General features: G+C 59.0%; 23 protein-coding genes and 4 tRNA genes. 19 read left to right on the top strand and 8 right to left on the bottom strand.

Going from position 1 to position 20,886, the window contains the following annotated elements; all coding sequences use genetic code 11:
- The first annotated feature begins 85 nt into the window (after positions 1-85).
- Positions 86-1,147: an AI-2E family transporter gene (locus KJF94_RS16665; RefSeq protein ID WP_214377388.1), complete on the top strand. Its 1,062-nt coding sequence runs from the start codon at positions 86-88 to the stop codon at positions 1,145-1,147.
- On the opposite strand, the gene KJF94_RS16660 is transcribed toward KJF94_RS16665, so the two are convergent.
- The 3 genes from KJF94_RS16660 to KJF94_RS16650 all read right to left on the bottom strand — a co-directional run bounded on the left by KJF94_RS16660 (position 1,144) and on the right by KJF94_RS16650 (position 2,237).
- Positions 1,144-1,326 (bottom strand): hypothetical protein, encoded by a 183-nt coding sequence (locus KJF94_RS16660; protein WP_214377387.1) that lies wholly within the window; start codon positions 1,324-1,326, stop codon positions 1,144-1,146. The two genes, KJF94_RS16665 and KJF94_RS16660, sit on opposite strands and share 4 nt — an antisense overlap.
- Positions 1,327-1,438: 112 nt before the next feature.
- Positions 1,439-1,633, bottom strand: coding sequence for a hypothetical protein (locus KJF94_RS16655; RefSeq protein WP_084319749.1), 195 nt, complete (start codon positions 1,631-1,633; stop codon positions 1,439-1,441).
- 235 nt (positions 1,634-1,868) lie between these two features.
- Positions 1,869-2,237, bottom strand: coding sequence for a hypothetical protein (locus KJF94_RS16650; RefSeq protein WP_214377386.1), 369 nt, complete (start codon positions 2,235-2,237; stop codon positions 1,869-1,871).
- A 246-nt stretch (positions 2,238-2,483) separates the two neighbouring features.
- Between KJF94_RS16650 and KJF94_RS16645 the strand changes: the two genes are divergently transcribed.
- Positions 2,484-3,302 carry a shikimate 5-dehydrogenase gene (locus KJF94_RS16645; protein WP_214377385.1) on the top strand — a complete coding sequence of 273 codons (819 nt, stop codon included), beginning with the start codon at positions 2,484-2,486 and terminating at the stop codon, positions 3,300-3,302.
- A gap of 218 nt (positions 3,303-3,520) precedes the next feature.
- Positions 3,521-4,039 carry a cupin domain-containing protein gene (locus KJF94_RS16640; RefSeq protein ID WP_214377384.1) on the top strand — a complete coding sequence of 173 codons (519 nt, stop codon included), beginning with the start codon at positions 3,521-3,523 and terminating at the stop codon, positions 4,037-4,039.
- 142 nt (positions 4,040-4,181) lie between these two features.
- Here the strand turns inward: KJF94_RS16640 and KJF94_RS16635 are convergent, their stop codons facing one another.
- Positions 4,182-4,829 carry a YceH family protein gene (locus KJF94_RS16635; RefSeq protein WP_214377383.1) on the bottom strand — a complete coding sequence of 216 codons (648 nt, stop codon included), beginning with the start codon at positions 4,827-4,829 and terminating at the stop codon, positions 4,182-4,184.
- Positions 4,830-5,140: 311 nt separating this feature from the next.
- Between KJF94_RS16635 and KJF94_RS16630 the strand changes: the two genes are divergently transcribed.
- From KJF94_RS16630 to KJF94_RS16610, 5 genes are read left to right on the top strand one after another with little or no spacing between them, the layout of a single operon-like run.
- Positions 5,141-6,118, top strand: a complete 978-nt coding sequence (locus KJF94_RS16630; RefSeq protein ID WP_214377382.1) for an NAD-dependent epimerase — start codon at positions 5,141-5,143, stop codon at positions 6,116-6,118.
- Positions 6,119-6,163: 45 nt separating this feature from the next.
- Positions 6,164-6,904: a glycosyltransferase family 2 protein gene (locus tag KJF94_RS16625; protein ID WP_214377381.1), complete on the top strand. Its 741-nt coding sequence runs from the start codon at positions 6,164-6,166 to the stop codon at positions 6,902-6,904.
- Positions 6,901-7,179, top strand: a complete 279-nt coding sequence (locus tag KJF94_RS16620) for a lipid-A-disaccharide synthase N-terminal domain-containing protein (RefSeq protein ID WP_192419887.1) — start codon at positions 6,901-6,903, stop codon at positions 7,177-7,179. The genes KJF94_RS16625 and KJF94_RS16620 overlap by 4 nt, the downstream gene beginning before the upstream one ends.
- A gap of 3 nt (positions 7,180-7,182) precedes the next feature.
- Positions 7,183-8,703: an ArnT family glycosyltransferase gene (locus KJF94_RS16615; protein ID WP_214377380.1), complete on the top strand. Its 1,521-nt coding sequence runs from the start codon at positions 7,183-7,185 to the stop codon at positions 8,701-8,703.
- A 40-nt stretch (positions 8,704-8,743) separates the two neighbouring features.
- Positions 8,744-9,253, top strand: coding sequence for a DUF1993 domain-containing protein (locus tag KJF94_RS16610; RefSeq protein WP_214377379.1), 510 nt, complete (start codon positions 8,744-8,746; stop codon positions 9,251-9,253).
- 420 nt (positions 9,254-9,673) lie between these two features.
- On the opposite strand, the gene sstT is transcribed toward KJF94_RS16610, so the two are convergent.
- Positions 9,674-10,906 carry a serine/threonine transporter SstT gene (gene sstT / locus KJF94_RS16605; protein WP_214377378.1) on the bottom strand — a complete coding sequence of 411 codons (1,233 nt, stop codon included), beginning with the start codon at positions 10,904-10,906 and terminating at the stop codon, positions 9,674-9,676.
- Between the two features lie 280 nt (positions 10,907-11,186).
- Here sstT and KJF94_RS16600 point away from each other — a divergent pair, with 280 nt between their 5' ends.
- A complete protein-coding gene (locus tag KJF94_RS16600; protein WP_214377377.1) occupies positions 11,187-12,341 on the top strand; it encodes an MFS transporter in 1,155 nt (384 codons plus the stop codon).
- Positions 12,342-12,345: 4 nt separating this feature from the next.
- Here KJF94_RS16600 and nhaR read toward each other — a convergent pair whose 3' ends face one another.
- Entirely contained in the window at positions 12,346-13,245 is a 900-nt protein-coding gene (gene nhaR, locus KJF94_RS16595) for a transcriptional activator NhaR (protein WP_214377376.1), read from the bottom strand.
- Between the two features lie 135 nt (positions 13,246-13,380).
- Here nhaR and KJF94_RS16590 point away from each other — a divergent pair, with 135 nt between their 5' ends.
- From KJF94_RS16590 to KJF94_RS16570, 5 genes are all read left to right on the top strand, one after another.
- Complete coding sequence (locus tag KJF94_RS16590) at positions 13,381-13,623, top strand: hypothetical protein (RefSeq protein ID WP_214377375.1); 243 nt, start codon at positions 13,381-13,383, stop codon at positions 13,621-13,623.
- Positions 13,624-13,651: 28 nt separating this feature from the next.
- Entirely contained in the window at positions 13,652-14,401 is a 750-nt protein-coding gene (locus KJF94_RS16585) for a TerC family protein (RefSeq protein ID WP_017337577.1), read from the top strand.
- A 481-nt stretch (positions 14,402-14,882) separates the two neighbouring features.
- Positions 14,883-15,542, top strand: a complete 660-nt coding sequence (locus KJF94_RS16580; RefSeq protein WP_250548171.1) for a C39 family peptidase — start codon at positions 14,883-14,885, stop codon at positions 15,540-15,542.
- A 96-nt stretch (positions 15,543-15,638) separates the two neighbouring features.
- On the top strand, positions 15,639-15,845 hold the full coding sequence (locus KJF94_RS16575; protein ID WP_214377373.1) for a DUF6021 family protein: 207 nt from the start codon (positions 15,639-15,641) through the stop codon (positions 15,843-15,845).
- Positions 15,846-15,864: 19 nt separating this feature from the next.
- Positions 15,865-16,080, top strand: coding sequence for a hypothetical protein (locus KJF94_RS16570; protein ID WP_214377372.1), 216 nt, complete (start codon positions 15,865-15,867; stop codon positions 16,078-16,080).
- Between the two features lie 242 nt (positions 16,081-16,322).
- Here KJF94_RS16570 and pbpG read toward each other — a convergent pair whose 3' ends face one another.
- A complete protein-coding gene (gene pbpG, locus KJF94_RS16565) occupies positions 16,323-17,261 on the bottom strand; it encodes a D-alanyl-D-alanine endopeptidase (RefSeq protein ID WP_214377371.1) in 939 nt (312 codons plus the stop codon).
- Positions 17,262-17,500: 239 nt separating this feature from the next.
- Complete coding sequence (gene folD, locus KJF94_RS16560; RefSeq protein ID WP_214377370.1) at positions 17,501-18,355, bottom strand: bifunctional methylenetetrahydrofolate dehydrogenase/methenyltetrahydrofolate cyclohydrolase FolD; 855 nt, start codon at positions 18,353-18,355, stop codon at positions 17,501-17,503.
- Between the two features lie 275 nt (positions 18,356-18,630).
- Here folD and KJF94_RS16555 point away from each other — a divergent pair.
- From KJF94_RS16555 to tig, 5 genes are all read left to right on the top strand, one after another.
- Positions 18,631-18,707: transfer RNA gene (locus KJF94_RS16555), tRNA-Arg, on the top strand.
- A 32-nt stretch (positions 18,708-18,739) separates the two neighbouring features.
- Positions 18,740-18,815: transfer RNA gene (locus KJF94_RS16550), tRNA-His, on the top strand.
- 54 nt (positions 18,816-18,869) lie between these two features.
- Positions 18,870-18,954, top strand: a tRNA-Leu gene (locus KJF94_RS16545).
- Between the two features lie 78 nt (positions 18,955-19,032).
- Positions 19,033-19,108: transfer RNA gene (locus KJF94_RS16540), tRNA-His, on the top strand.
- Between the two features lie 400 nt (positions 19,109-19,508).
- Entirely contained in the window at positions 19,509-20,819 is a 1,311-nt protein-coding gene (gene tig, locus KJF94_RS16535; protein WP_214377369.1) for a trigger factor, read from the top strand.
- Positions 20,820-20,886 lie beyond the last annotated feature (67 nt).

Here is a 20,886-nt window from a genome sequence, read left to right as displayed (position 1 = left end):
ACAAGCGGATGGCACTCGCGCGGACCGTGGCGGACTAAGCATCAGGACGCGACATTGCGTCCCTGCGGACTGACATGGATCGGACATGAACGAAGAGACGGTACAAAACAAATCACTGGTGGTTCTGCTTGGGCTGGTCACCGCCGCGTTTATCTGGATTTTGCTGCCGTTCTACGGCGCGGTGTTCTGGGCGGTGATCCTCGGCATTCTCTTCGCACCGCTGCAGCGTCGCCTGCAACTGAAGTTTGGCTGGCAACGTAACGTGACATCGCTGCTCACCCTGAGCATTTGCCTGGTCATCGCCATTCTGCCGGTGATCATCCTCAGTATCCTGCTGGTGCAAGAGGGGGCCACGCTGTACAAAAGCATCGAAAGCGGCGAGCTGGACATTGCGGGGTACGTGACGCATTTCAAACACAGCCTGCCGCCGTACTTTCAGCACTTGCTCGATCGGGCCGGGGTCGGTGAGCTGGACGGGTTGCGGGAGAAAATCATCAAGAGTGCGGTGACGGGCAACGAGTTTGTCGCCACGCAGGTGTTCAGTTTCGGGCAGGGTACGTTTGATTTCGTGGTGGGTTTTTTCATCATGCTCTACCTGCTGTTCTTCTTTTTGCGCGACGGTGCAGAGCTTGCACGCAAGGTTCGCGCTGCCGTGCCGCTGGAGGAACACCAGAAACGCCGCTTGCAACTCAAGTTCAACCGCGTGGTGCGCGCCACGGTGAAGGGCAACCTGCTGGTGGCCATCACGCAGGGCGCATTGGGCGGTTTGATTTTCTGGTTTCTCGACATCCCGAGCGCGTTGCTCTGGGCGGTGTTGATGGCGTTTCTGTCGCTGTTGCCAGCGGTGGGCGCGGGGATTGTCTGGGCGCCGGTGGCGGCATTTTTCCTGTTCACCGGAGCAATCTGGCAGGGCGTGGTGCTGGGGTTGTTCGGCGTGTTCGTGATCGGCCTGGTGGACAATGTGCTGCGACCGATCCTGGTGGGCAAGGACACCAAGATGCCGGACTATCTGATCCTCATCTCGACCTTGGGCGGCCTGGCGATTTTCGGGCTCAACGGCTTTGTCATCGGGCCCCTGATCGCGGCGCTGTTCATGTCGAGCTGGGCGATTTTCACCGAAACCAAACCGCGGGTGCAGCTGCCTTAAGCGCTGAGTCGACCGGGGTCGAGGCTCTGCGACAGTGCCTTGGCGGCGTTAAGCGAGGGGAGTGGGCCGCTGATCGGTTCGCCGTCCTGCACCAGATACCAACAGGCGAGCAATCCTAGCTCTCTAAGCGGGGCGGGAACGGCGCTGCCGATAACGGACATGATCTGAACCTGGGACATAAGTACCTCCATCAATCTATGGAGCTACCTTACGGACCCGACGCTTGAACGAGAAATCAACGCTTTCGATAGTCGTCATTGACGCCAGTGGCCCCAAACGACCGCCTGTCGGTCAGTCGACCACCAGGTCCAGCATATGGACCACTTCGTGCTCGTTGAGCAGGCCTTTGCGCACCAGGTTTTCGGCCAGCAGCGAAAGAAACTTGGCGCTGCGATGGCCTTCCAGGTGCTTGAGTTCGGTCAGGGCGTTGTACACCTTGCTGGAGGTGCACAAGCTGATATCGCGGTGCGGGTTTTGCGTGGGCATGAGGTCGTCCTTGTTGTTATCAACCTGTTGTTGGCGGACAGATCCAAGCTTGCGGACCTGACATGACATAAACATGACCGTTTCCCCCGGCGCGGGGGAAGGGCGCTTGATTCAATCTTGCCCGCTTGAACCGGCGGGACTGTCCCGATAGCGACCTTGGCGAGATTTTTTCAGACCTTCACCGACGAACGGGCATAAAAAAGCCCCGCTATAAAAGCGGGGCCTTGTGCGCCTGTTACCAGCGGCCGTAACCATGGGGATGGCCGTAATAACCGCGTGGCGGGCCGTAATAGCCACGGGGCGGACCGTAGTAGACCGGTGGCGGGGCGTAATAGACCGGTTGTTGTACGTAGACCGGCGCCGGCTCGTAGTAAACCGGTGGCGGTTGCTGCACGTACACCGGTTGCGGCTGGTAGTAAACCGGTTGTTGCTGGACATAAACGGGCCGGTTGCTGTTGATGATGGCCGAACCGACAATGGCCGAGCCAACGATCGCGCCAAATACCGCTGGACCTTGCCAACCGTGACCGCCGCCAGCCTCTGCCTGCCCTGCGATAGCAAGAGCACCGATCAGCAAGGCAACTGTGGGGATTTTACGGATCATGATCATTCCTCGGTTCTTCAACCCGGCGCTTGCGTCTGCAATAGACCCAAGGATTGTCGCGGGGATACTTCTAAGACAGCGTTTTTTCGAAAATCAGCACAGCCGTTGGGTAAATTTTGTGTAAGGTCTGTACCGGCTTCCTTACCCGCGTGCGCTGCCACGAGCAGGCACGCCGATATGATCGATCAGATCTCGATGGAATGGCTAATCCCGTCCATCTGAAAGTGCTACCGAAGGAGATTCTTCATGCAGATGAACCCCAACAAAGACACCCAGCTGTGCATGTCCCTGTCGGGGCGCCCGGGAAACTTTGGCCTGCGATTTCACAATCATCTGTACGAACAGTTGGGGCTGAATTTCTACTACAAGGCCTTTCGCAGCCAGGACCTGACCGGTGCCGTCGCGGGTATTCGCGCCCTGGGCATTCGTGGTTGTGGCGTATCGATGCCGTTCAAGGAAGCGTGCATTGCGCTGGTCGATGAGCTGGACGCGTCCGCCGCCGCCATTCAATCGATCAACACCATCGTCAACACCGACGGTCACCTCAAGGCTTACAACACCGATTACATCGCCATCGCTCAATTGCTGGAAACCCATCAGGTGCCCAAGGAATCGACCTTCGCCCTGCGCGGCAGCGGCGGCATGGCCAAGGCTGTGGCGAGCGCCTTACGCGATGGCGGGTACAAAAAGGGTTTGATCGTGGCCCGTAACGAGCGCGCCGGGCGTGCCCTGGCGGAGTCACTGGGCTATGAATGGCAAGCCGAGTTGGGCGCCCGGCGTCCGCAGATGCTGATCAACGTGACGCCGATCGGCATGACTGGCGGGCCGGAGGCCGATCAGCTGGCCTTCGACTCCAATGTCATTGTTGCTGCCGAGACTGTCTTCGATGTGGTGGCGATCCCCTCGGAAACACCGCTGATCGTGCGCGGTCGCGCTGAAGGCAAGCGAGTGATCACCGGGCTGGAGGTGATTGCAATCCAGGCGTTGGAGCAGTTTGTGTTGTACACCGGTGTGCGGCCGACGGAGGAGCAGTTCAAGAAAGCGGTGGAGTTTGCCCGGAGCTGACTTTCCTCAAGTTATTTGATGGCTGTGCCGGCCCCATCGCGAGCAGGCCCGCTCCCACATTTGATCGCATTCTTCTGGAAGAACTCGGTCAAATGTGGGAGCGAGCCTGCTCGCGATGGGCGCGACCCGGTCTCCCAGATGAATTCGCACCTGGGCCTATACTTCCTCGCCAGCAAGCAAAGACTTGCCACCCCATAAAACCGTGCCCCGAGGTCCCCATGCATCCCGCCATCCTCAACCTCAATCAGGTCGAACTCGAACCGCTGCCCCAAGCCCTGGCGCCGACCGGTGAAACGGCTGGCCGCTATCAGCAGCGGATGGCTCGCGTCGGTCAGCAACTGGGTGCGCAAAAGCTTGGCTATCGCTTGTACGTGCTGGAACCGGGCATGCGTGGCAGTCCGTTTCACAGCCATCGGGTCAACGAGGAAATGTTTTACGTGGTGGCCGGGGAAGGGGAGATCCGTCTCGGGGCCGAGCGTTTTCCCATTCGTGCGGGTGACGTGATCGCCTGCCCGCCGGGCGGTCCGGAAGCAGCGCACCAGATCATCAACACCAGCACCCATGAACTGCGCTACCTGGCGGTCAGCACCCAGCAATCGCCGGAAATATGCGAGTACCCGGATTCCGGAAAATACGCGGTGATGGACGACTTCAAGGTCGATGCCGAGGGTAATGCGTCGGGCTTCGTCGCCATTGCCCGGCCGTCTGACGGCGTGGATTACTGGGACGGCGAGTAAAGCACTGACACCCCCCATCTAACTGTGGGAGCGAGACCGGCTTGCCGGCGATAGCGGTTCGTCATTCAACATCAATGTCGACTGATCCACCGCTATCGCCGGCAAGCCGGTCTCGCTCCCACAGTTGGTTCTACGTTGCTGGTTATTCTAGGCGTGCCAGTCGCTCTTCCAGCGCGGCAATGCGTGCTTCGAGCTCTTCGATCCGCTCTACGGAAACGCCGCTACCCGAGCCACGCTCCACCGGATTCTGCCGTGCCGCGAGAATCACTTCGATATCCGCCGGATCGCCCAGCGCATGCATGTAGCGATCTTCCCGCTGCCCGGCCTGACGGGGAATCAGCAACGCCAGACCGCGAGCAATCAACCGTTCAAGTTGATGCACGACCTGTTCGGCATCTTCGAACTCATGCATGCGGCCGCTGCGGGTCAGCAGTTCGTTGACTGTCTGCGGACCGCGCAGAAACAGCAGTCCCGTCAGAATCACCTGCGCCGGCACCAGCTCCAGGGCCTTGTCGACCTTGTGTTCCCAGCGGTCGGCGCGGCTGCCCATCACCAGTTTGGTAAACCCGCGACCTTCAAGGGCGCGCAGGCTCTGGCCGACCTGGCCCTGGGTGAGGTTCATCACCGGTTCGCGGCTGGTTTTCTGGTTGCAGGCGATCACCAGGGCGTTGAGGGTCAGCGGATAGGTTTCCGGGCTGGTGGCCTGTTTCTCGATCAACGAACCGAGAATGCGGATTTCCGTGCTGTTCAGGCGCGGTTCGTCGAAGGTCGTTTCTTGCTCAGTGCTCATGATGCTGCGTCCTTACCCCGGTTCATATTCTTCTCCTGCTGGCATGCACTTTAGATTGGCGTGCGCCAATGGCAACTGAATTCGTCGCGCCACCCCTGCAATGGTCATAAAAGCGACATCAATCCATAACGCTATTTTTACATTCTGGCGGGCACCGTATGCAGGGCCGCGAAATGACGGCCGCACCTGACAGGCGCGGCGTCAGAGCGTATCGACGACGTCACTGGCCTTACTGACTGCAACCTGGAGCAAGGCATGACGCTGACGTTGGGAACGACCCGCAATAATGCGCTGATCGGCGCGTACCTGCCATGACCGTGCTGGTCACCGGCGCCGCCGGTTTCATCGGGTTTCACACGGTCAAGCGCCTGTGTGAGCAAGGTCTTGAAGTGGTCGGCATCGATAATCTCAACGACTACTACAGCGTGGAACTCAAACACGCCCGGCTCAACGAGCTGCGTGCCTTGCCGGGCTTTCATTTCCAGACGCTGGATATCGTCGACAAGCCTGCCCTGCTTGCGTTGTTCAAGGAGCACCGCTTTACCGAAGTTATCCACCTGGCCGCCCAGGCCGGCGTTCGTTACTCGCTGGACAACCCGGACGTGTACGCGCAATCGAACCTGACGGGGTTTCTGAATGTGCTGGAAGCCTGCCGACACCATCGCCCCGAGCATCTGATCTATGCCTCGAGCAGCTCGGTGTACGGCACCAACAGCAAAATGCCGTTCTGCGTCGAAGATGCCGTCGATCATCCGGTTTCGCTGTACGCCGCGAGCAAGCGTGCCAATGAGCTGATGGCCCACAGCTACTGCCATCTGTATGGAATCAAGGCCAGCGGCTTGCGGTTCTTTACCGTGTACGGACCTTGGGGCCGCCCTGACATGGCGCTGTTCAAGTTCACCCAAGCGATCCTCAACGACAAACCGATCGACCTCTACAACCAGGGCCTGATGTCGCGGGATTTCACCTACATCGACGACATCGTCGAAAGCATCGTACGTCTGCGTCCTCGTCCGCCATTGCCGGAGGGCGCGGGCGAGGGCGTCAACCGGATTTTCAATATCGGGCGGGGCGTGCCGGTGGCGCTGCTGGATTTCGTCGATTGTCTGGAGTCGGCGCTGGACCGGCAAGCCCAACGCAATTTGCTGCCGATGCAGGCGGGCGATGTGCTCAGGACCTGGGCAGACGTGTCGGCATTGGCGCAATGGGTCGATTTTCGTCCGCAAGTGTCGGTCGAGGCCGGCGTTGCGCAATTCGTGAAGTGGTATCGCCACTTTTATCAGATTTGAAACGTTGGCCCTCGATCATAAAAAATCCAGGGAACAGGGGCCTCTATGAGCCAAGACCTATTTGTATCCGTGCTGATTCCGGCAAAAAACGAAGCGAGCAATCTCACCTTGCTGCTGGAAGAAATCCGCATCGCACTGGCGGATGAAGCGTACGAAGTCATCGTTGTCGACGACGGCAGCACTGACGCCACCTTGCAGGCATTGCGAAACACCCGGCACAGCGGGCTGAGCACGTTGCGCATCCTGCGGCATGAGCGTTCGCTGGGACAGAGCACTTCGCTCTACCACGCCGCACTTGCCGCCCGGGGCCAATGGCTGGCCACCCTCGATGGCGACGGTCAAAACGACCCTGCGGACATCCCCGGCATGCTGGCGCTGGTGCGCAGTGAGTCAGCCACCGCCGACCTGCAATTGGTGGCCGGGCATCGGGTCAACCGCCGCGACACCGCGAGCAAGCGCTGGGCCTCGCGGTTTGCCAACGGGATACGCCGCCGCATGCTCAAGGACCAGACGCCGGACACCGGTTGCGGGCTGAAACTGATTCAGCGCGCGGCGTTTCTGCGTTTGCCGTACTTCGACCATATGCACCGCTACATTCCTGCGCTGATCCAGCGCCACAACGGCCGCATGATCACCCACCCGGTCAACCACCGATCCCGTACGGCCGGGGTTTCCAAATACGGCAACATTGACCGTGCGCTGGTGGGTGTTCTCGACCTGATCGGTGTCTGGTGGCTGATCCGGCGCACGCGTCTGAACACTCATGCGCAGGAGATCGAAGGATGAACCTGTCCCGCGAAACCCTGTGGCTGGTGGTCGGTTTCAGTGGCCAGATCGCCTTTACCGGCCGCTTTGTCCTGCAGTGGCTGTACAGCGAATACAAAAAGCGCAGCGTGATTCCGGTGAGCTTCTGGTACCTGAGCATCATCGGCAGCGCGCTGTTGTTCGCGTACGCGATTTACCGACAGGACCCGGTGTTCATCGCCGGCCAGGCGTTCGGCTCCATCGTTTACTTGCGCAACCTGCAATTGATTGCCCGCAGCAAAACCTTGAAGGACTGACCCATGCGCCGAACCCTGTCACCCGGCGTCGAATGCCTGGGGCTGATGTTGCTTGCTCTGTTGCTGGTCGGCGCGGGGCTCGGTCTGCGCCAGCCGCAGAATGTGGACGAGGAGCGCTTCCTCGGCGTGGCGCTGGAGATGCTGCACAACGGTTCGTGGCTGATTCCCCATCGCGCCGCGGAGATTTACGGCGATAAACCACCGATATTCATGTGGACCGTGGCGTTTTTCACCTGGATCACCGGGATGCCCGCCATTGCCCTTTATATTCCGGGGCTGCTGTCTGCCACCTCGGTTACGGCGATGCTCTACGACCTGGGCCGCAGACTCTGGAACCGGCGAGCCGGTCGAACGGCGGCGCTGCTGTACCTGGCGACCTATCAGACCTACAGCATTCTGCGGACCGGCCAGATCGACAGTTTTCTGATTCTGTTCACATCGCTGGGCCTGTACGGCCTGACCCGTCACCTGCTGCTCGGGCCTGCCTGGCGCTGGTTTTACGCCGGATGCGCCGCCATGGGCATCGGCGTGATCACCAAAGGGGTCGGCTTCGTGCCGGCGTTGATGCTGATTCCGTATGCCTATGCCGTGCGCAAAGGCTGGCCCGGCGTGGTGGCGATGCCGGGCGAGGCGCGCAAGTGGTTGATGGGTGTTGTGGTGGTACTGGGCGCCGTTGCCATCTGGCTGCTGCCCTTGGCCCTGTCCATCGCGCTCAATGGCGGCGCTGACGAAATCGCTTATGCGCGGGAAATCCTGCTGCGCCAGACGGCGGGGCGCTATGCAGCAGCCTGGGATCACCGCGAGCCATTCTGGTATTTCTTTGTCAACGTCATTCCGCAGTATTGGCTGCCATTGGTGCTCGCCTTGCCGTGGCTGATTCCCGCCTGGCGCAGGCAGTTGCGCAAGCGCGACGGTCGAGTGCTGGTGCTGCTGGGTTGGGTGGTGCTGGTCGTGCTTTTTTTCTGCCTGAGCAGCGGCAAGCGCAAGTTGTACATCTATCCGGCATTGCCGGGGCTGGTGCTGGTCGCCGCGCCGCTGATGCCGTGGCTGTTCAAGCGCTGGTTCCGTCGGCGTCTGCTCGGCTGGCGAATCTTTCAGGGGGTGGCCGTGGCCTGGTTTGCGCTGTGGTTTGCCCGCGGTTTCATCGAGCCGGTCAAGGATGGGGACAACCCTCATGAAGCGCTGATGGCGCAGGCGGCGACAATGACCCAGGGCGCTGACCTGGTGTTGGTCAACTGGCGCGAGGGGCATTGGTTGTTCGCAAGGCAACCGATCGTGCATTTCGGAATGGCCGGTTCCACGGTCGAACAGGCGGCGCAGTGGCTGCGCGAGCATCCGCAGGCGTACGCGTTGGTGCCGGATGAACAGCTCGGCCAGTGTTTCAATCCTCAGGCCGCCCGCGAGTTGGGCGAGACCTCGCGGGCGCAGTGGTCGATCGTCGGTGCCGACGCTGATAATGGCAATTGCCATCCTGGCCCGCCCGCCCATATCTATCGCTTCACCTGGGACCGTGCATCGCTATAATCGTCCCCACGTTTCACACCTGTCACCACACGAGACTGCCATGACCATTTCCCTGTATGACGCTTCCGTTCCGGTTTTCAAACAATTGCTCACCGCCCTGAGCGACGTTCTGAACAAGGCCGAAGCCCACGCCACTGCGAAGAACATCGATCCGAACGCTTTCCTGCAGGCCCGTCTGTACCCGGACATGTTCCCGCTGGTGCGTCAGGTGCAGATCGCGGTGGATTTCGCCAAGGGTGTTTCTTCGCGTCTGGCCGAGATCGAAGTGCCGAAGTACGACGACACTGAAACCACCTTCGCCGAGCTGCAAGCGCTGCTGACCAAGGTTCTGGCTTACATCGGCGAGATCAAGCCGGAGCAGATCAACGGCAAGGAAGGCATCGAGATCGTTACTCGTCCAGGCACGCCGAAAGAGAAGCGCTTCAGCGGCCAGGCTTACCTGCTGAGCTACGGTTTGCCGCAGTTCTTCTTCCACGTCACCACCGCTTACGCGCTGCTGCGTCACAACGGCGTGGAAGTGGGCAAGCGCGATTACATGGGCGCGTTCTAAACCGCCCGGGTACAAAAAAGCCCCCGCAGCCTCAGGTTGCGGGGGCTTTTTCATCTGTAAGCATTTTTCATTTACGCCGCTGACCCTTGTGGGGGCTGGCTTGACAGCGATGGCGGCCTGATAGCCGACCTATATTTTGTTGACCGAGTACATATCCATTCCTGCGGTAACGGCGGCTAGTGGTTTCGCCCTTACGGCGAGTCCCTTTTCCAAACGCCGAAAAGGAACCAAAAGGCTTTGCCCCTGACGTACGGCCCGAGCCTTAGCGAGGCACCGAACGAAAGGGGCAAAAGCGCTTGGTTACTTGGCGCCGGGCGGCGTTCCGTTTTTCCAAGTAACCCGCTGTAAGAGCGGAACCAATAGCCGCCGTTACCGCAGAAACGGATATGCCCCCAAAACAAACCAACCCCAAACAGCGTGTCACGCCAAACGCTGAGCCTTCTCGTCCTCACCCAAACAAGCCGCCGCCGTAAACAACACATCAGTAGAAGAATTCAACGCAGTCTCCGCCGAATCCTGCAACACCCCGATGATGAACCCGACCGCCACCACCTGCATGGCGATCTCACTCGGAATACCAAACAGGCTGCATGCCAATGGAATCAGCAACAACGACCCGCCCGCCACACCCGAAGCGCCACAAGCACAGATCGCCGCAACGACGCTCAACAGAATGGCGGTTGGAATGTCCACCGCAATACCCAGCGTATGCACAGCCGCCAGAGTCAGCACGGTGATGGTGATCGCAGCCCCCGCCATGTTGATCGTCGCACCCAGCGGAATCGAGACTGAATAAGTGTCCTCATGCAGCCCCAAACGCTTGCTCAACTCTAGATTGACCGGAATGTTCGCCGCCGAGCTGCGGGTAAAGAACGCCGTGATGCCGCTTTCACGCAAGCACATGATCACCAGCGGATACGGGTTGCGACGCAGCTTCCAGAACACGATCACCGGGTTCATCACCAGCGCCACAAACAGCATGCAGCCCAACAACACCGCCAGCAGATGCGCGTAGCCGATCAAGGCACCGAAGCCGGAAGTGGCAAGGGTCGAAGCCACCAGGCCGAAAATCCCCAGCGGCGCAAAACGGATCACCAGGCGCACGATCAGGGTCACGCCGTTAGACAAATCACCGAGTACTTCACGCGTGGTGTCACCGGCATGGCGAATGGCAACGCCCATGCCGATGGCCCACGCCAGAATGCCGATGAAATTGGCATTCATCAGCGCGCTGACCGGGTTATCCACCACGCTCAGCAGCAGACTTTGCAGCACTTCACCGATACCGCCCGGCGCCGTCACCGCGACGTCGTGAGTGGACAGCACCAGACTCGACGGGAACATCATGCTGGCCACGACCGCGACCACCGCGGCGGCAAACGTGCCAAGCAGGTACAGAAACAGAATCGGCCGGATGTGGGTTTCCTGGCCGTGCTTGTGGTTGGCGATCGACGCCATGACCAGCACGAACACCAGAATCGGCGCGACAGCTTTCAGCGCCGAGACGAACACTTTGCCGATGAACGCGGTGGACTTCGCCACCTCGGGCGCAACCAGCGCCAGGGCAATCCCGGCGAGCAGGCCGATGATGATTTGCGAAACCAGGCTCAAGCGTTTCAAGCGTTGCAATAGCGAAGGGGATGAAGCGGTCATAAAACGGCATCTCTGATTTTTTTAGGTGCGGGGGTGTTGCGACATCGCGGCCATTGAAGGGCGGATGAACAGGGTGTACGAATCGCAGGGCGCGGACTTTATCACAGCGTCGTCTGCATCCTTCAGACCTGTGACGATCTGCCACCCGCCTGTTAAACGCGATTGGCAGGTTCGTGCAACCCCATTTGGAAACACTCTGTTAACATTGCGCATCCTCATTTTCATCTCTGCCAGTGGGCCTTCGGGCTATCGCTGGTGTCGTCGTTTTCTGGAGTTCTGCATGCTGTTGCCCATCCTTCTGTTGTCCGCCGCCGGTTTCACGGTGCTGACCACAGAATTCGTTATCGTCGGCCTGTTGCCGGCGATTGCTCGAGACCTCGAAGTCAGCATCCCGCAAGCGGGTTTGCTGGTGACCCTGTTCGCCTTCACCGTCGCCGCGTTCGGGCCATTCCTGACCGCGTACTTCGCCCGGTTCGAACGGCGCAAGTTGTTCATTTCGGTATTGATCATGTTCGGCCTGGCCAACACCCTCGCGGCGTTTGCGCCGAACATTTGGGTGATGGCCGTTGCGCGGTTGATTCCCGCGCTCGGGCTGCCGGTGTTCTGGGCGCTGGCCAGTGAGACAGCGGTGGACATCGTCGGGCCGGATTACGCCGGGCGCGCCATCGCCAAGATCGGTTTTGGCATCGTCTGCGCCACGGTGTTTGGCATTCCGGTCGGCACGCTGATTTCCGATGCATTCGGTTGGCGCAGTGCCTTTGGCATTCTGGCGGTGATCGCGTTTGCCAAGGCGTTGCTGCTGTTTATCTACCTGCCAAAAACCAGCCTGCATCAGCATCAAGTGAGTTTTCGTTCACAGTTCAAAATTCTGCGCAGTCCCCTGATGATTGGGCATGTGTTGCTGTCGATCCTGGTGTTCAGCGGCATGTTCACCGCTTACACCTATCTGGCCGACATCCTTGAGCGGCTGGCCGGCTTCAATGGCACGGTGGTGGGCTGGTGCCTGATGGGCTTCGGCGCGGTGGGCTTGATCGGCAACTCGCTGGGCGGTCGCGCGGTGGATCGTCATCCGCTGATCGCTTCCGTGACGTTCTGCGCCTTCATGATTGCCGGCATGGTGGCGCTGGTGCCGAACATTCATTCGCCGCTGGGGCTGGCGGCGGCGATGGGGATCTGGGGCGTGACGCAGGCGGCGTTGTTCCTCGTCAGTCATGTGCGATTGATGAAGGCAGCGCCTGAAGCGCCGGCCTTTGCCGCGTCGCTGAACATTGCCGGGGCCAACCTCGGGATCGGTCTGGGTGCGATGATCGGCGGGCGCGTGATCGACAGCGTTGGCCTCGGCGGGCTTGGCTTTGCGGCGGCTGCTTTTATCCTGGCTTCGATTCTGCTGGCCATGGCGCTGATGACCTTCAAGCCCCGCGAAATCTGCGCCTGACACCTCACATCGCGGTGAACAGCTCGCGTCGGGCACCTTCGGTAATCGCAACGATGCCGGGGTGCTTGACCTTGCGTTCCACCGAAATGGCGTAGAACGACTCGGTCACGGCGTCGGTCTGGCCAATCAGCTCCACGCCGTATTGGCGTTTCACTTCATCGGCAATCACGCTCGGGCCGATGAAAATCCCGCTGCCCGATTGACCAAACGCCTGCATCAACGCGCTGTCGTCGAATTCGCCGACGATGCGCGGCTGGATCTGTTGCTCGGCAAACCAGCGCTGCAAACGACTGCGCACCACGGTTTCCGGCCCCGGAATCAGCAACGGTGCGCCGTGCAGGCTGCGCGGGAAATCCTGACCGTACTGCGTCGCGAGTTCAGCGGTGGCGAAGAAGCTGATCCCGCATTCCCCGAGTTTCTGGCTGTAGCCCTTGATGTCCAGGTGCGACGGCATCGGACTGTCGGAGATCACCAGGTCAAGGCGCTGAATCGCCAGGTCGGCGAGCAAGCGCTCCAGTTTGTCTTCGCGACAGGTGATACGCAGCGGCTCGCTCAACTCCATGGTCGGCGCAATCAGGCGATAGACGATGGATTTGGGCACAACGTCGGCCACGCCGACCCGAAACAGGATCTGCTGCTCATTGGGTTGCGCCCGCAACATCAACTCCAGTTCACCGCCGAGCTGAAACATCTGTTCGGCGTAGGGCAGGGCCTGACGCCCGGCTTCGGTGAGTTCCAACTGTCGGCCAACCCGGCGAAACAATTCGATGCCATACGTTTGTTCGAGCAGGGAAATCTGCCCGCTGATGGTCTGCGGCGTCAGGTTCAGCTGCTCGCACGCGCGCACGATGCTGCCGGTCTTGGCCACCACCCAGAAATAATGCAGTTGACGATAGTTGAGCATGGCGACCTACAGTTCGTTAAAACCGAAGTATAACCGCTGAAAATACGAATTTTCCTGAAGTGTTCGCCTCCCTAGAATGCCTCGCTATCAACGGGCCATCGTTTCGGCCCGTTTTGTTCTATCGAGGAAAGCATCATGAAGCTTAGAACCACGGCACTGCTGATTGCGTCTTTACTGGTATTGGCCGGTTGCGACCAGGCCGAAAAAAGCGCTCAGCAACTGATGGGCAAGGCTGCCGAATCCGCCAAACAAGCGATCGACGATACCCACAAAGCTGCCGAGCAAGCGATCAGCGATGCCACCGGCGGGTTGATCAGCAAGAAAGAACCATCGGGCGATGACAAAGAGAAATCCGAATCTTCGTCCCAGGAAATCTAAACCGTCTTAAACGAGTCAGGACTGACCCATGGAATACCTTTTAGAACTTGCTGCAAGCCCCACCGCCTGGGTCGCCCTGGCTACGCTGGTGGTGATGGAAATCGTGCTCGGCATCGACAACCTGATCTTCATCTCGATCCTGACCAATAAACTACCCGAGCAGCATCGGCAGAAAGCGCGGCGCATTGGTATTGGCATGGCGCTGATCCTGCGACTGGCCCTGTTGAGCACCATCGCGTTCATCGTCCAGCTGACTGAGCCTGTGATCGAGATCCTCGGCCACGCGTTCTCCTGGAAGGACATGATCCTGATCGCCGGCGGACTGTTCCTGTTGTGGAAGGCGACCACCGAGATCCATCACAGCATGGACCCGGCGCCGGATGATCCGAAGTCGGCGACCTCGACCGTGACCCTGGGCTTCGCCGCTGCGATTGGTCAGATCCTGATGCTGGACATGGTGTTCTCCATCGACAGCATCATTACCGCTGTCGGCATGACCGAGCATTTGCCGATCATGATCATCGCGGTGGTGGTGTCGGTGCTGGTGATGTTGCTGGCCGCCGACCCGTTGGCCAAGTTCATCAACGACAACCCGACGGTGGTGATGCTGGCGCTGGGCTTCCTGATCATGATCGGCATGACGCTGATCGCCGAAGGCTTCGGCGCCCACGTACCGAAAGGCTACGTCTACGCGGCCATGGCGTTCTCGGCCACGATCGAGGGCTTGAACATGATGTCCCGTCGGGCGAAGCAGAAGCGCATAGCCGCTGAAGCGTAACCTGCGTTATACAAAAGGCCGCCTGCGCTCGAAAGAGCCCAGGCGGCCTTTTTTTGTTCGGGGTGGCTGAATGCGCCCGTCAATGCGCAGTAGCGTGGCGCGGAGCCGGTTTATCGGTGTTTGCTATCCGAATGGGCCGGGCAGGGTGATGGTGCCGGCGCGCAATCCGCAGGACGCCCCACAACATGGAGGCGGCAACGGCCAGCCAGCCAGAAATCAACATTACTATGGTCATTGTCAGGCTCATCGGTGCCTCCTCTTTGCCCTGCTGCGGGCACACACTCTGTGCAACTGACAGTCTAGTCGCTGCCGTGTTTCAGGCTATTGACCAAAGGTCGTCTGTCACCAACCAGTTCGCTCTATCGAATGCACTCGACTGCCGGTTAAGGCTATACCGCTGCCGCGTGGCGTCCTATGATCGACGGCCAAGCCGGGAGCACGATGACGGCGTCTGAACAAAAGAGTGATGAGGGTGCGGGTAATGTCGCGAATTCGAATGGCAGCACTGATTGCCGGTTGTGTTGCGGGTCTGGCCGGCTGCGCGGGAAGCGTTGCGCCAGAGGTCAAGCGGCTGCCGGAACGGGTAGAGCTCAGCGGCACGTTCTACCGCGGGCAAGACTATCAAAGCGGACCGCAGGTCCTGGCGAGCATGCTGTCGCAGCAGGGCGTGGTGATTACACCGGGTTTGCTCGAAAAACCCCTGCACGTGCCTGGCGCGGAAGCTCAGTTGCAACAGAATATGCAGAACCTCGCCCGCGAGTACGGCATGGTGGTTTATCCCCTCGACAGCAATCTGCCTGCGCTGCTGACCCAGGTCGCGGCGGGTTATCCGGTGATGGTGCGCTTCACCGAGGGCTCGGCGTTCTGGGCGGAACCGCGTTACGCCATTCTCGCCGGGTACAACCGTCAGAAACAGACAGTGCTGCTGCGCGCCGGGATGAATCGTCGGGAGTTGATGAGCTTCGGTTCGTTTGAGTCAGCTTTCAAGGACGCCGGCGGTTGGGCGGTGCTGATCCAGAAGCCGAACCAGATTCCGGCCAATGTCGATCAGCAACGCTGGTTGAAAGCAGCGAGTGACCTGGCTCAAGCCGGTCAGGAACAAGCGGCGGCCCGAGCGAAGAAGGCGCTGGGCGCTCAGTAGGTTTCCGTTCGTCATCTGCATTGCACTGCTGCGCGCGGTTAGCCTCTGAAGGATAAGGGCCCGGATTTTTTCCGGGTCAGTTCCAAGGAGGCGTTCATGACAAATCCCACTGCACCCACCGGCCCGCACTCGTCTGAGCATTCATCAGGCGACGAGTTGGGTTTTGACCCCGATTCGCCGGACCTCGCCGATCCTCAGGTCGACCCCATCGGCCCTGCCAAGGCGCCCAAAGACGTAAAACCGGGCGAGGATACCAAGGCCCCTGCGAAGCCTTACGACCCGCTGGCAAATCTGAAACCCTGACGTTAAGTGTGAGGTGTGTATGTCTACCGATTCGAGTTTTGACGACAAACGTCCCGACAGTGTTCCAACCACCCCCGAAGACGACATGGATCCGGTGATGGATCCGGACAGCCCGATGCGCGACCCGTTGGCCAGGCCGTTGGTCACGCCAACCGAGCATCCGCTGGGCAGGAGGGATCCGAGTGCCGGCGACGGCATTCCGGATGACGACCAGATGCCGCTGCCCAATGATTAACGCTGGACGAAAAAAAACCGACTGTGTTCAGAGAGTCTTGAAACAGAGAAACCTGTGGCGAGCGAGCTTGCTCGCGCTGGGGCGCGAAGCGGCCCTAAAAATCTGAAAACCATTGTCGATTTTGTGAGTGCTACGCACTCAAGCGGGAGCAAGCTCCCTCGCCACAATGCTACGTACGGTCCAAGAGCGCGCCTAAGTGAACAGCATTACCCGACCAGTCGGGGCTTTTGCTTTCTGCGTCGTTACTTCGAGGCTTCAACCACACCGCTCTGACGGTGCTTGAGGTTTTTTTCCGATTTGTATTGCAGTGCTTCAGACGGAACGTTGGTGCCCTTGCCGGTCTCGATCCAATTGCGAATACGGCTGGCATCGGCGAAGTGCGTGTACTTACCGAAGGCGTCGAGAATCACCAGCGCCACCGGGCGATTGCCCATGCTGGTCACTAGCACCAGACAATGGCCTGCCTCGTTGGTGAAGCCGGTTTTCGTCAGCCGGATGTCCCAGTTCGGCTTGCCGACCAAATGGTCGGTGTTGCGGAAACCCAGGCTGTAATTGGGCTTGCGGAACGAGACGGTTTTTTCCTTGGTGGTGCTCAGCTCGGTCAAAATCGGGTACTTGTGCGCCGCGACCAGCAATTTGCTCAGGTCGCGTGCGGTCGATACGTTACGCGGCGAAAGACCGGTCGGTTCGACATAGTGGGTACTGGTCATGCCGAGCGCCTTGGCCTTGGCGTTCATGGCGGCAATAAAGGCGACATAACCGCCCGGATAGTGGTGGGCCAGGCTGGCGGCCGCGCGGTTTTCCGACGACATCAGGGCAATCAGCAACATTTCCCGGCGCGGCATTTCGCTGTTGAGTTTGACCCGGGAAAACACACCTTTCATCTCCGGTGTGTCGCTGATGTTGATGGAGATGTACTCGTCCATGTTCTGCTTCGCTTCAACCACGACCAGTGCGGTCATCAGTTTGCTGACCGAGGCGATCGGCACGACCACGTCCGGGTTGCTGGCGTAGATGACTTTGTTGGTCTGCAGATCCATCAGCAGCGCGCTGCCGGAGGCGATCTTCAGTTGGGTGGTGTCACGTGGTGCCGCAGTGGTGTCGGCAGCATTGACCGTTGGCGTGATGAACGTCCCTGTAAATGCAAAAAATAGGCTCAGGATGGAAAGACGGATTTTCACGCTGGCAGACTCATAAGGTGTGGATTAGCCGTTTTGTAACGGGCTGTTTCTTAAAAACCGACGCATTTTAGAAGTATGGCTGAAGAACTGTCGATGGTTGTTCAGTGAACAGGTGAAAGTCCTTGAAAACCCCTACAAAACAGCAGGTTTCCGGCGAATGGTAGGGGCCGTTCTCCGGGCAAAAAGAACCCCGCCATTGGCGGGGTTATTTTGTTCGTCGCTGATACTCAAGCGTGAACTCAGCTGTGCAGCGTTTCCGCCGCGTACAGCGTGTTTTCCAGCAGGCAGGCGCGGGTCATCGGACCTACGCCACCCGGCACCGGCGTGATCCAGCCAGCGCGGGGCAGGGCGGTTTCGTAGATCACGTCGCCGACCAGTTTGCCGTCTTCCTGACGGTTGATGCCGACGTCGATCACGATGGCGCCTTCCTTGATCCACTCACCCTTGACCAGGCCCGGCTTGCCGGCGGCCACGACCACCAGGTCGGCGCGACCGATGTGGCCTGCCAGATCCTTGGTGAAACGGTGGGCGACGGTCACGGTACAACCGGCCAGCAGCAACTCCATCGCCATCGGACGGCCCACAATGTTTGAGGCGCCGACAACCACTGCGTCCATCCCGTAAAGATCGGCACCGGTGCTTTCCAGCAGCGTCATGATCCCTTTGGGCGTGCACGGGCGCAGCAGCGGAATACGCTGGGCGAGGCGGCCGACGTTATAAGGATGGAAACCGTCGACGTCTTTGTCCGGACGGATGCGCTCCAGCAATTTGGAAGCATCCAGGTGTTCAGGCAAAGGCAGCTGAAGCAGAACGCCGTCGATTGCCGGGTCGTCATTCAGGCGATCGATCAGATCGGTCAGCGCTTCTTGAGTGGTTTCGGAAGGCAGGTCGTAGGCTTGGGAAATGAAGCCGACCTCTTCACAGTCTTTACGCTTGTGCGAGACATAAACCTGAGAGGCAGGATCGCTGCCGACCAGGATCACCGCGAGGCCCGGCGTGCGCAGGCCTTGCTCGCGACGCTCGGTCACTCGTTTGGCGATCTGCTGGCGCAGGCTGGCGGCGATCGATTTGCCGTCGATTAGTTGTGCAGTCATTGCGCGTGATTAACCATCGAGAGGGGAAAAAAAGAGAACGCATTCTCGCATGTCATGAGGTGAGGGCAAAGGCGCTTGGTCTGCAAATTCCTCTAACCCCTTTAATTAAATGAATTTTTTATAAAAAGGATTTGACGCCCCCCGGGGGGCTCTATACTATTCGTCGCACTTGTCGGGCACAGCCTAGCACTGGTTAAGAAGGCTGCGCGGAATTACGGTTCTGCAAGGCTGAAAAGCACTTAGTTTGTAGTCCTCCAAGAGTACAGATTAATAAGGCGCCCGTAGCTCAGCTGGATAGAGCATCCGCCTTCTAAGCGGATGGTCGCAGGTTCGAGTCCTGCCGGGTGCGCCATTAGGCAGCATTGGCACAAGTAGCGCGATATGGTGGGCGTAGCTCAGTTGGTAGAGCACGGGATTGTGACTCCCGTTGTCGTGGGTTCGATCCCCATCGTCCACCCCATATTTCGAAAGGCGCCAGATTAACAGTCTGGCGCCTTTGCTTTAACGGCTATACGCGGATGTGGTGGAATTGGTAGACACACTGGATTTAGGTTCCAGCGCCGCGAGGCGTAAGAGTTCGAGTCTCTTCATCCGCACCAAATAAAGCTTCACTCATGCCGGTTGGCCTGGTTGGGGCTCCACAAAGAAGTTGTTTGGCTTCTTTGTAACGCAATATGGTGGGCGTAGCTCAGTTGGTAGAGCACGGGATTGTGACTCCCGTTGTCGTGGGTTCGATCCCCATCGTCCACCCCATATTTCGAAAGGCGCCAGATTTAACAGTCTGGCGCCTTTTTTGTTTCAGTGTTTTGAGAGTCGGCGGCTGCAGTTCCGGGTCGCATGGGCAGGGCGTTTCGTCGTATTTATGTTTCTCGATGATGCCGCGCTGCCCGCCGGCCTTGCTCGCAAGGTCGGCAGTCAGGGTGATGATCGGCAACCGCTTCTATATATAGAAGGGTTGGCGCAGAGCCTTGGCGTGATGGGTTGTATTTGCCACCGGGGCGAGATGCATTCGTGTATTCGCCCCTCTAAATTGCCTGCTGCGTTTTTACCCGTTTTCAGTAGGGTGACTTCTTGAGTTTGACCTACTAGAATGCATGCCCTTGATTCTGGGGTCGGAAACGGCCGGCCAACGTCTGTGCAACGAGGAATATCCATGCAAGTTTCTGTTGAAAATACTTCTGCTCTTGAGCGCCGCATGAGCATCACCGTGCCGGCTGAGCGCATCGAGACTCAGGTCAACAAGCGTCTGCAGCAGACTGCCCAAAAGGCCAAGATCGCTGGTTTCCGTCCAGGCAAAGTGCCGATGAGCGAAATCAAGCGCCGTTTTGGTGCTGATGCACGTCAGGAAGCTGTCGGCGACGTTATCCAGTCCTCGTTCTACGAAGCTGTTGTCGAGCAGAAGCTGAACCCGGCTGGCGCTCCTTCGATCGAGCCGAAATCCCTGGAAGCTGGCAAAGACCTGGAATACGTCGCGATTTTCGAAGTGTTCCCTGAGTTCACCGTTGCCGGTTTCGAAGGCATCACCGTAGAGCGCCTGAGCGCTGACGTGGCTGACGCTGACCTGGACAAAATGCTGGACGTCCTGCGCAAGCAGAACACCCGTTTCGAAGTGGCCGATCGCGCTGCCCAGAACGATGACCAGCTGAACATCGATTTCGTCGGCAAGGTCGACGGTGAAGTGTTCGCTGGCGGTTCCGCCAAAGGTACTCAGCTGGTTCTGGGTTCCGGCCGCATGATTCCTGGTTTCGAAGACGGTCTTGTTGGCGCTAAAGCCGGCGAAGAGCGCGTTCTGAACCTGACGTTCCCAGAGGACTATCAGAACCTCGACCTGGCGGGCAAAACCGCTGAGTTCACCGTGACCGTGAACACTGTTTCCGAGCCAAAACTGCCAGAGCTGAACGAAGAGTTCTTCGCTCAATTCGGCATCAAGGAAACCGGTCTGGAAGGCTTCCGCGCCGAAGTTCGCAAGAACATGGAGCGTGAACTGCGTCAGGCAATCAAATCCAAGGTCAAGAATCAGGTAATGGACGGTCTGCTGGCCACCAACCCGATCGAAGTGCCAAAGGCTCTGCTGTCCAACGAAGTTGACCGTCTGCGCGTGCAGGCTGTTCAGCAGTTCGGTGGCAACATCAAGCCTGATCAACTGCCGGCCGAGCTGTTCGAAGAACAAGCCAAGCGTCGCGTTGTGCTGGGTCTGATCGTGGCTGAAGTGGTCAAGCAATTCGACCTCAAGCCTGACGAAGCCCGCGTTCGCGAAATGATTCAGGAAATGGCTTCGGCTTACCAGGAGCCTGAGCAGGTTGTGTCCTGGTACTACAAAAATGACCAGCAACTGAACGAAGTCCGTTCGGTTGTGCTGGAAGAACAAGTTGTGGATACTGTTCTGCAGAAAGCTAGCGTGACCGACAAATCGGTCTCTTACGAAGAAGCAGTCAAGCCGGTAGAAGCTCCACAAGCCGACTGATCGTTTTTGCGGTAAGAAGTACACACCATAAGCCAGCCTTCGTGCTGGCTTATGCGTATTCAAGACA

The sequence above is a fragment of the Pseudomonas hormoni genome (genome assembly GCF_018502625.1).
Lineage (GTDB): Bacteria > Pseudomonadota > Gammaproteobacteria > Pseudomonadales > Pseudomonadaceae > Aquipseudomonas > Aquipseudomonas hormoni.
This window is presented reverse-complemented; position numbering and strand designations above follow the sequence as displayed.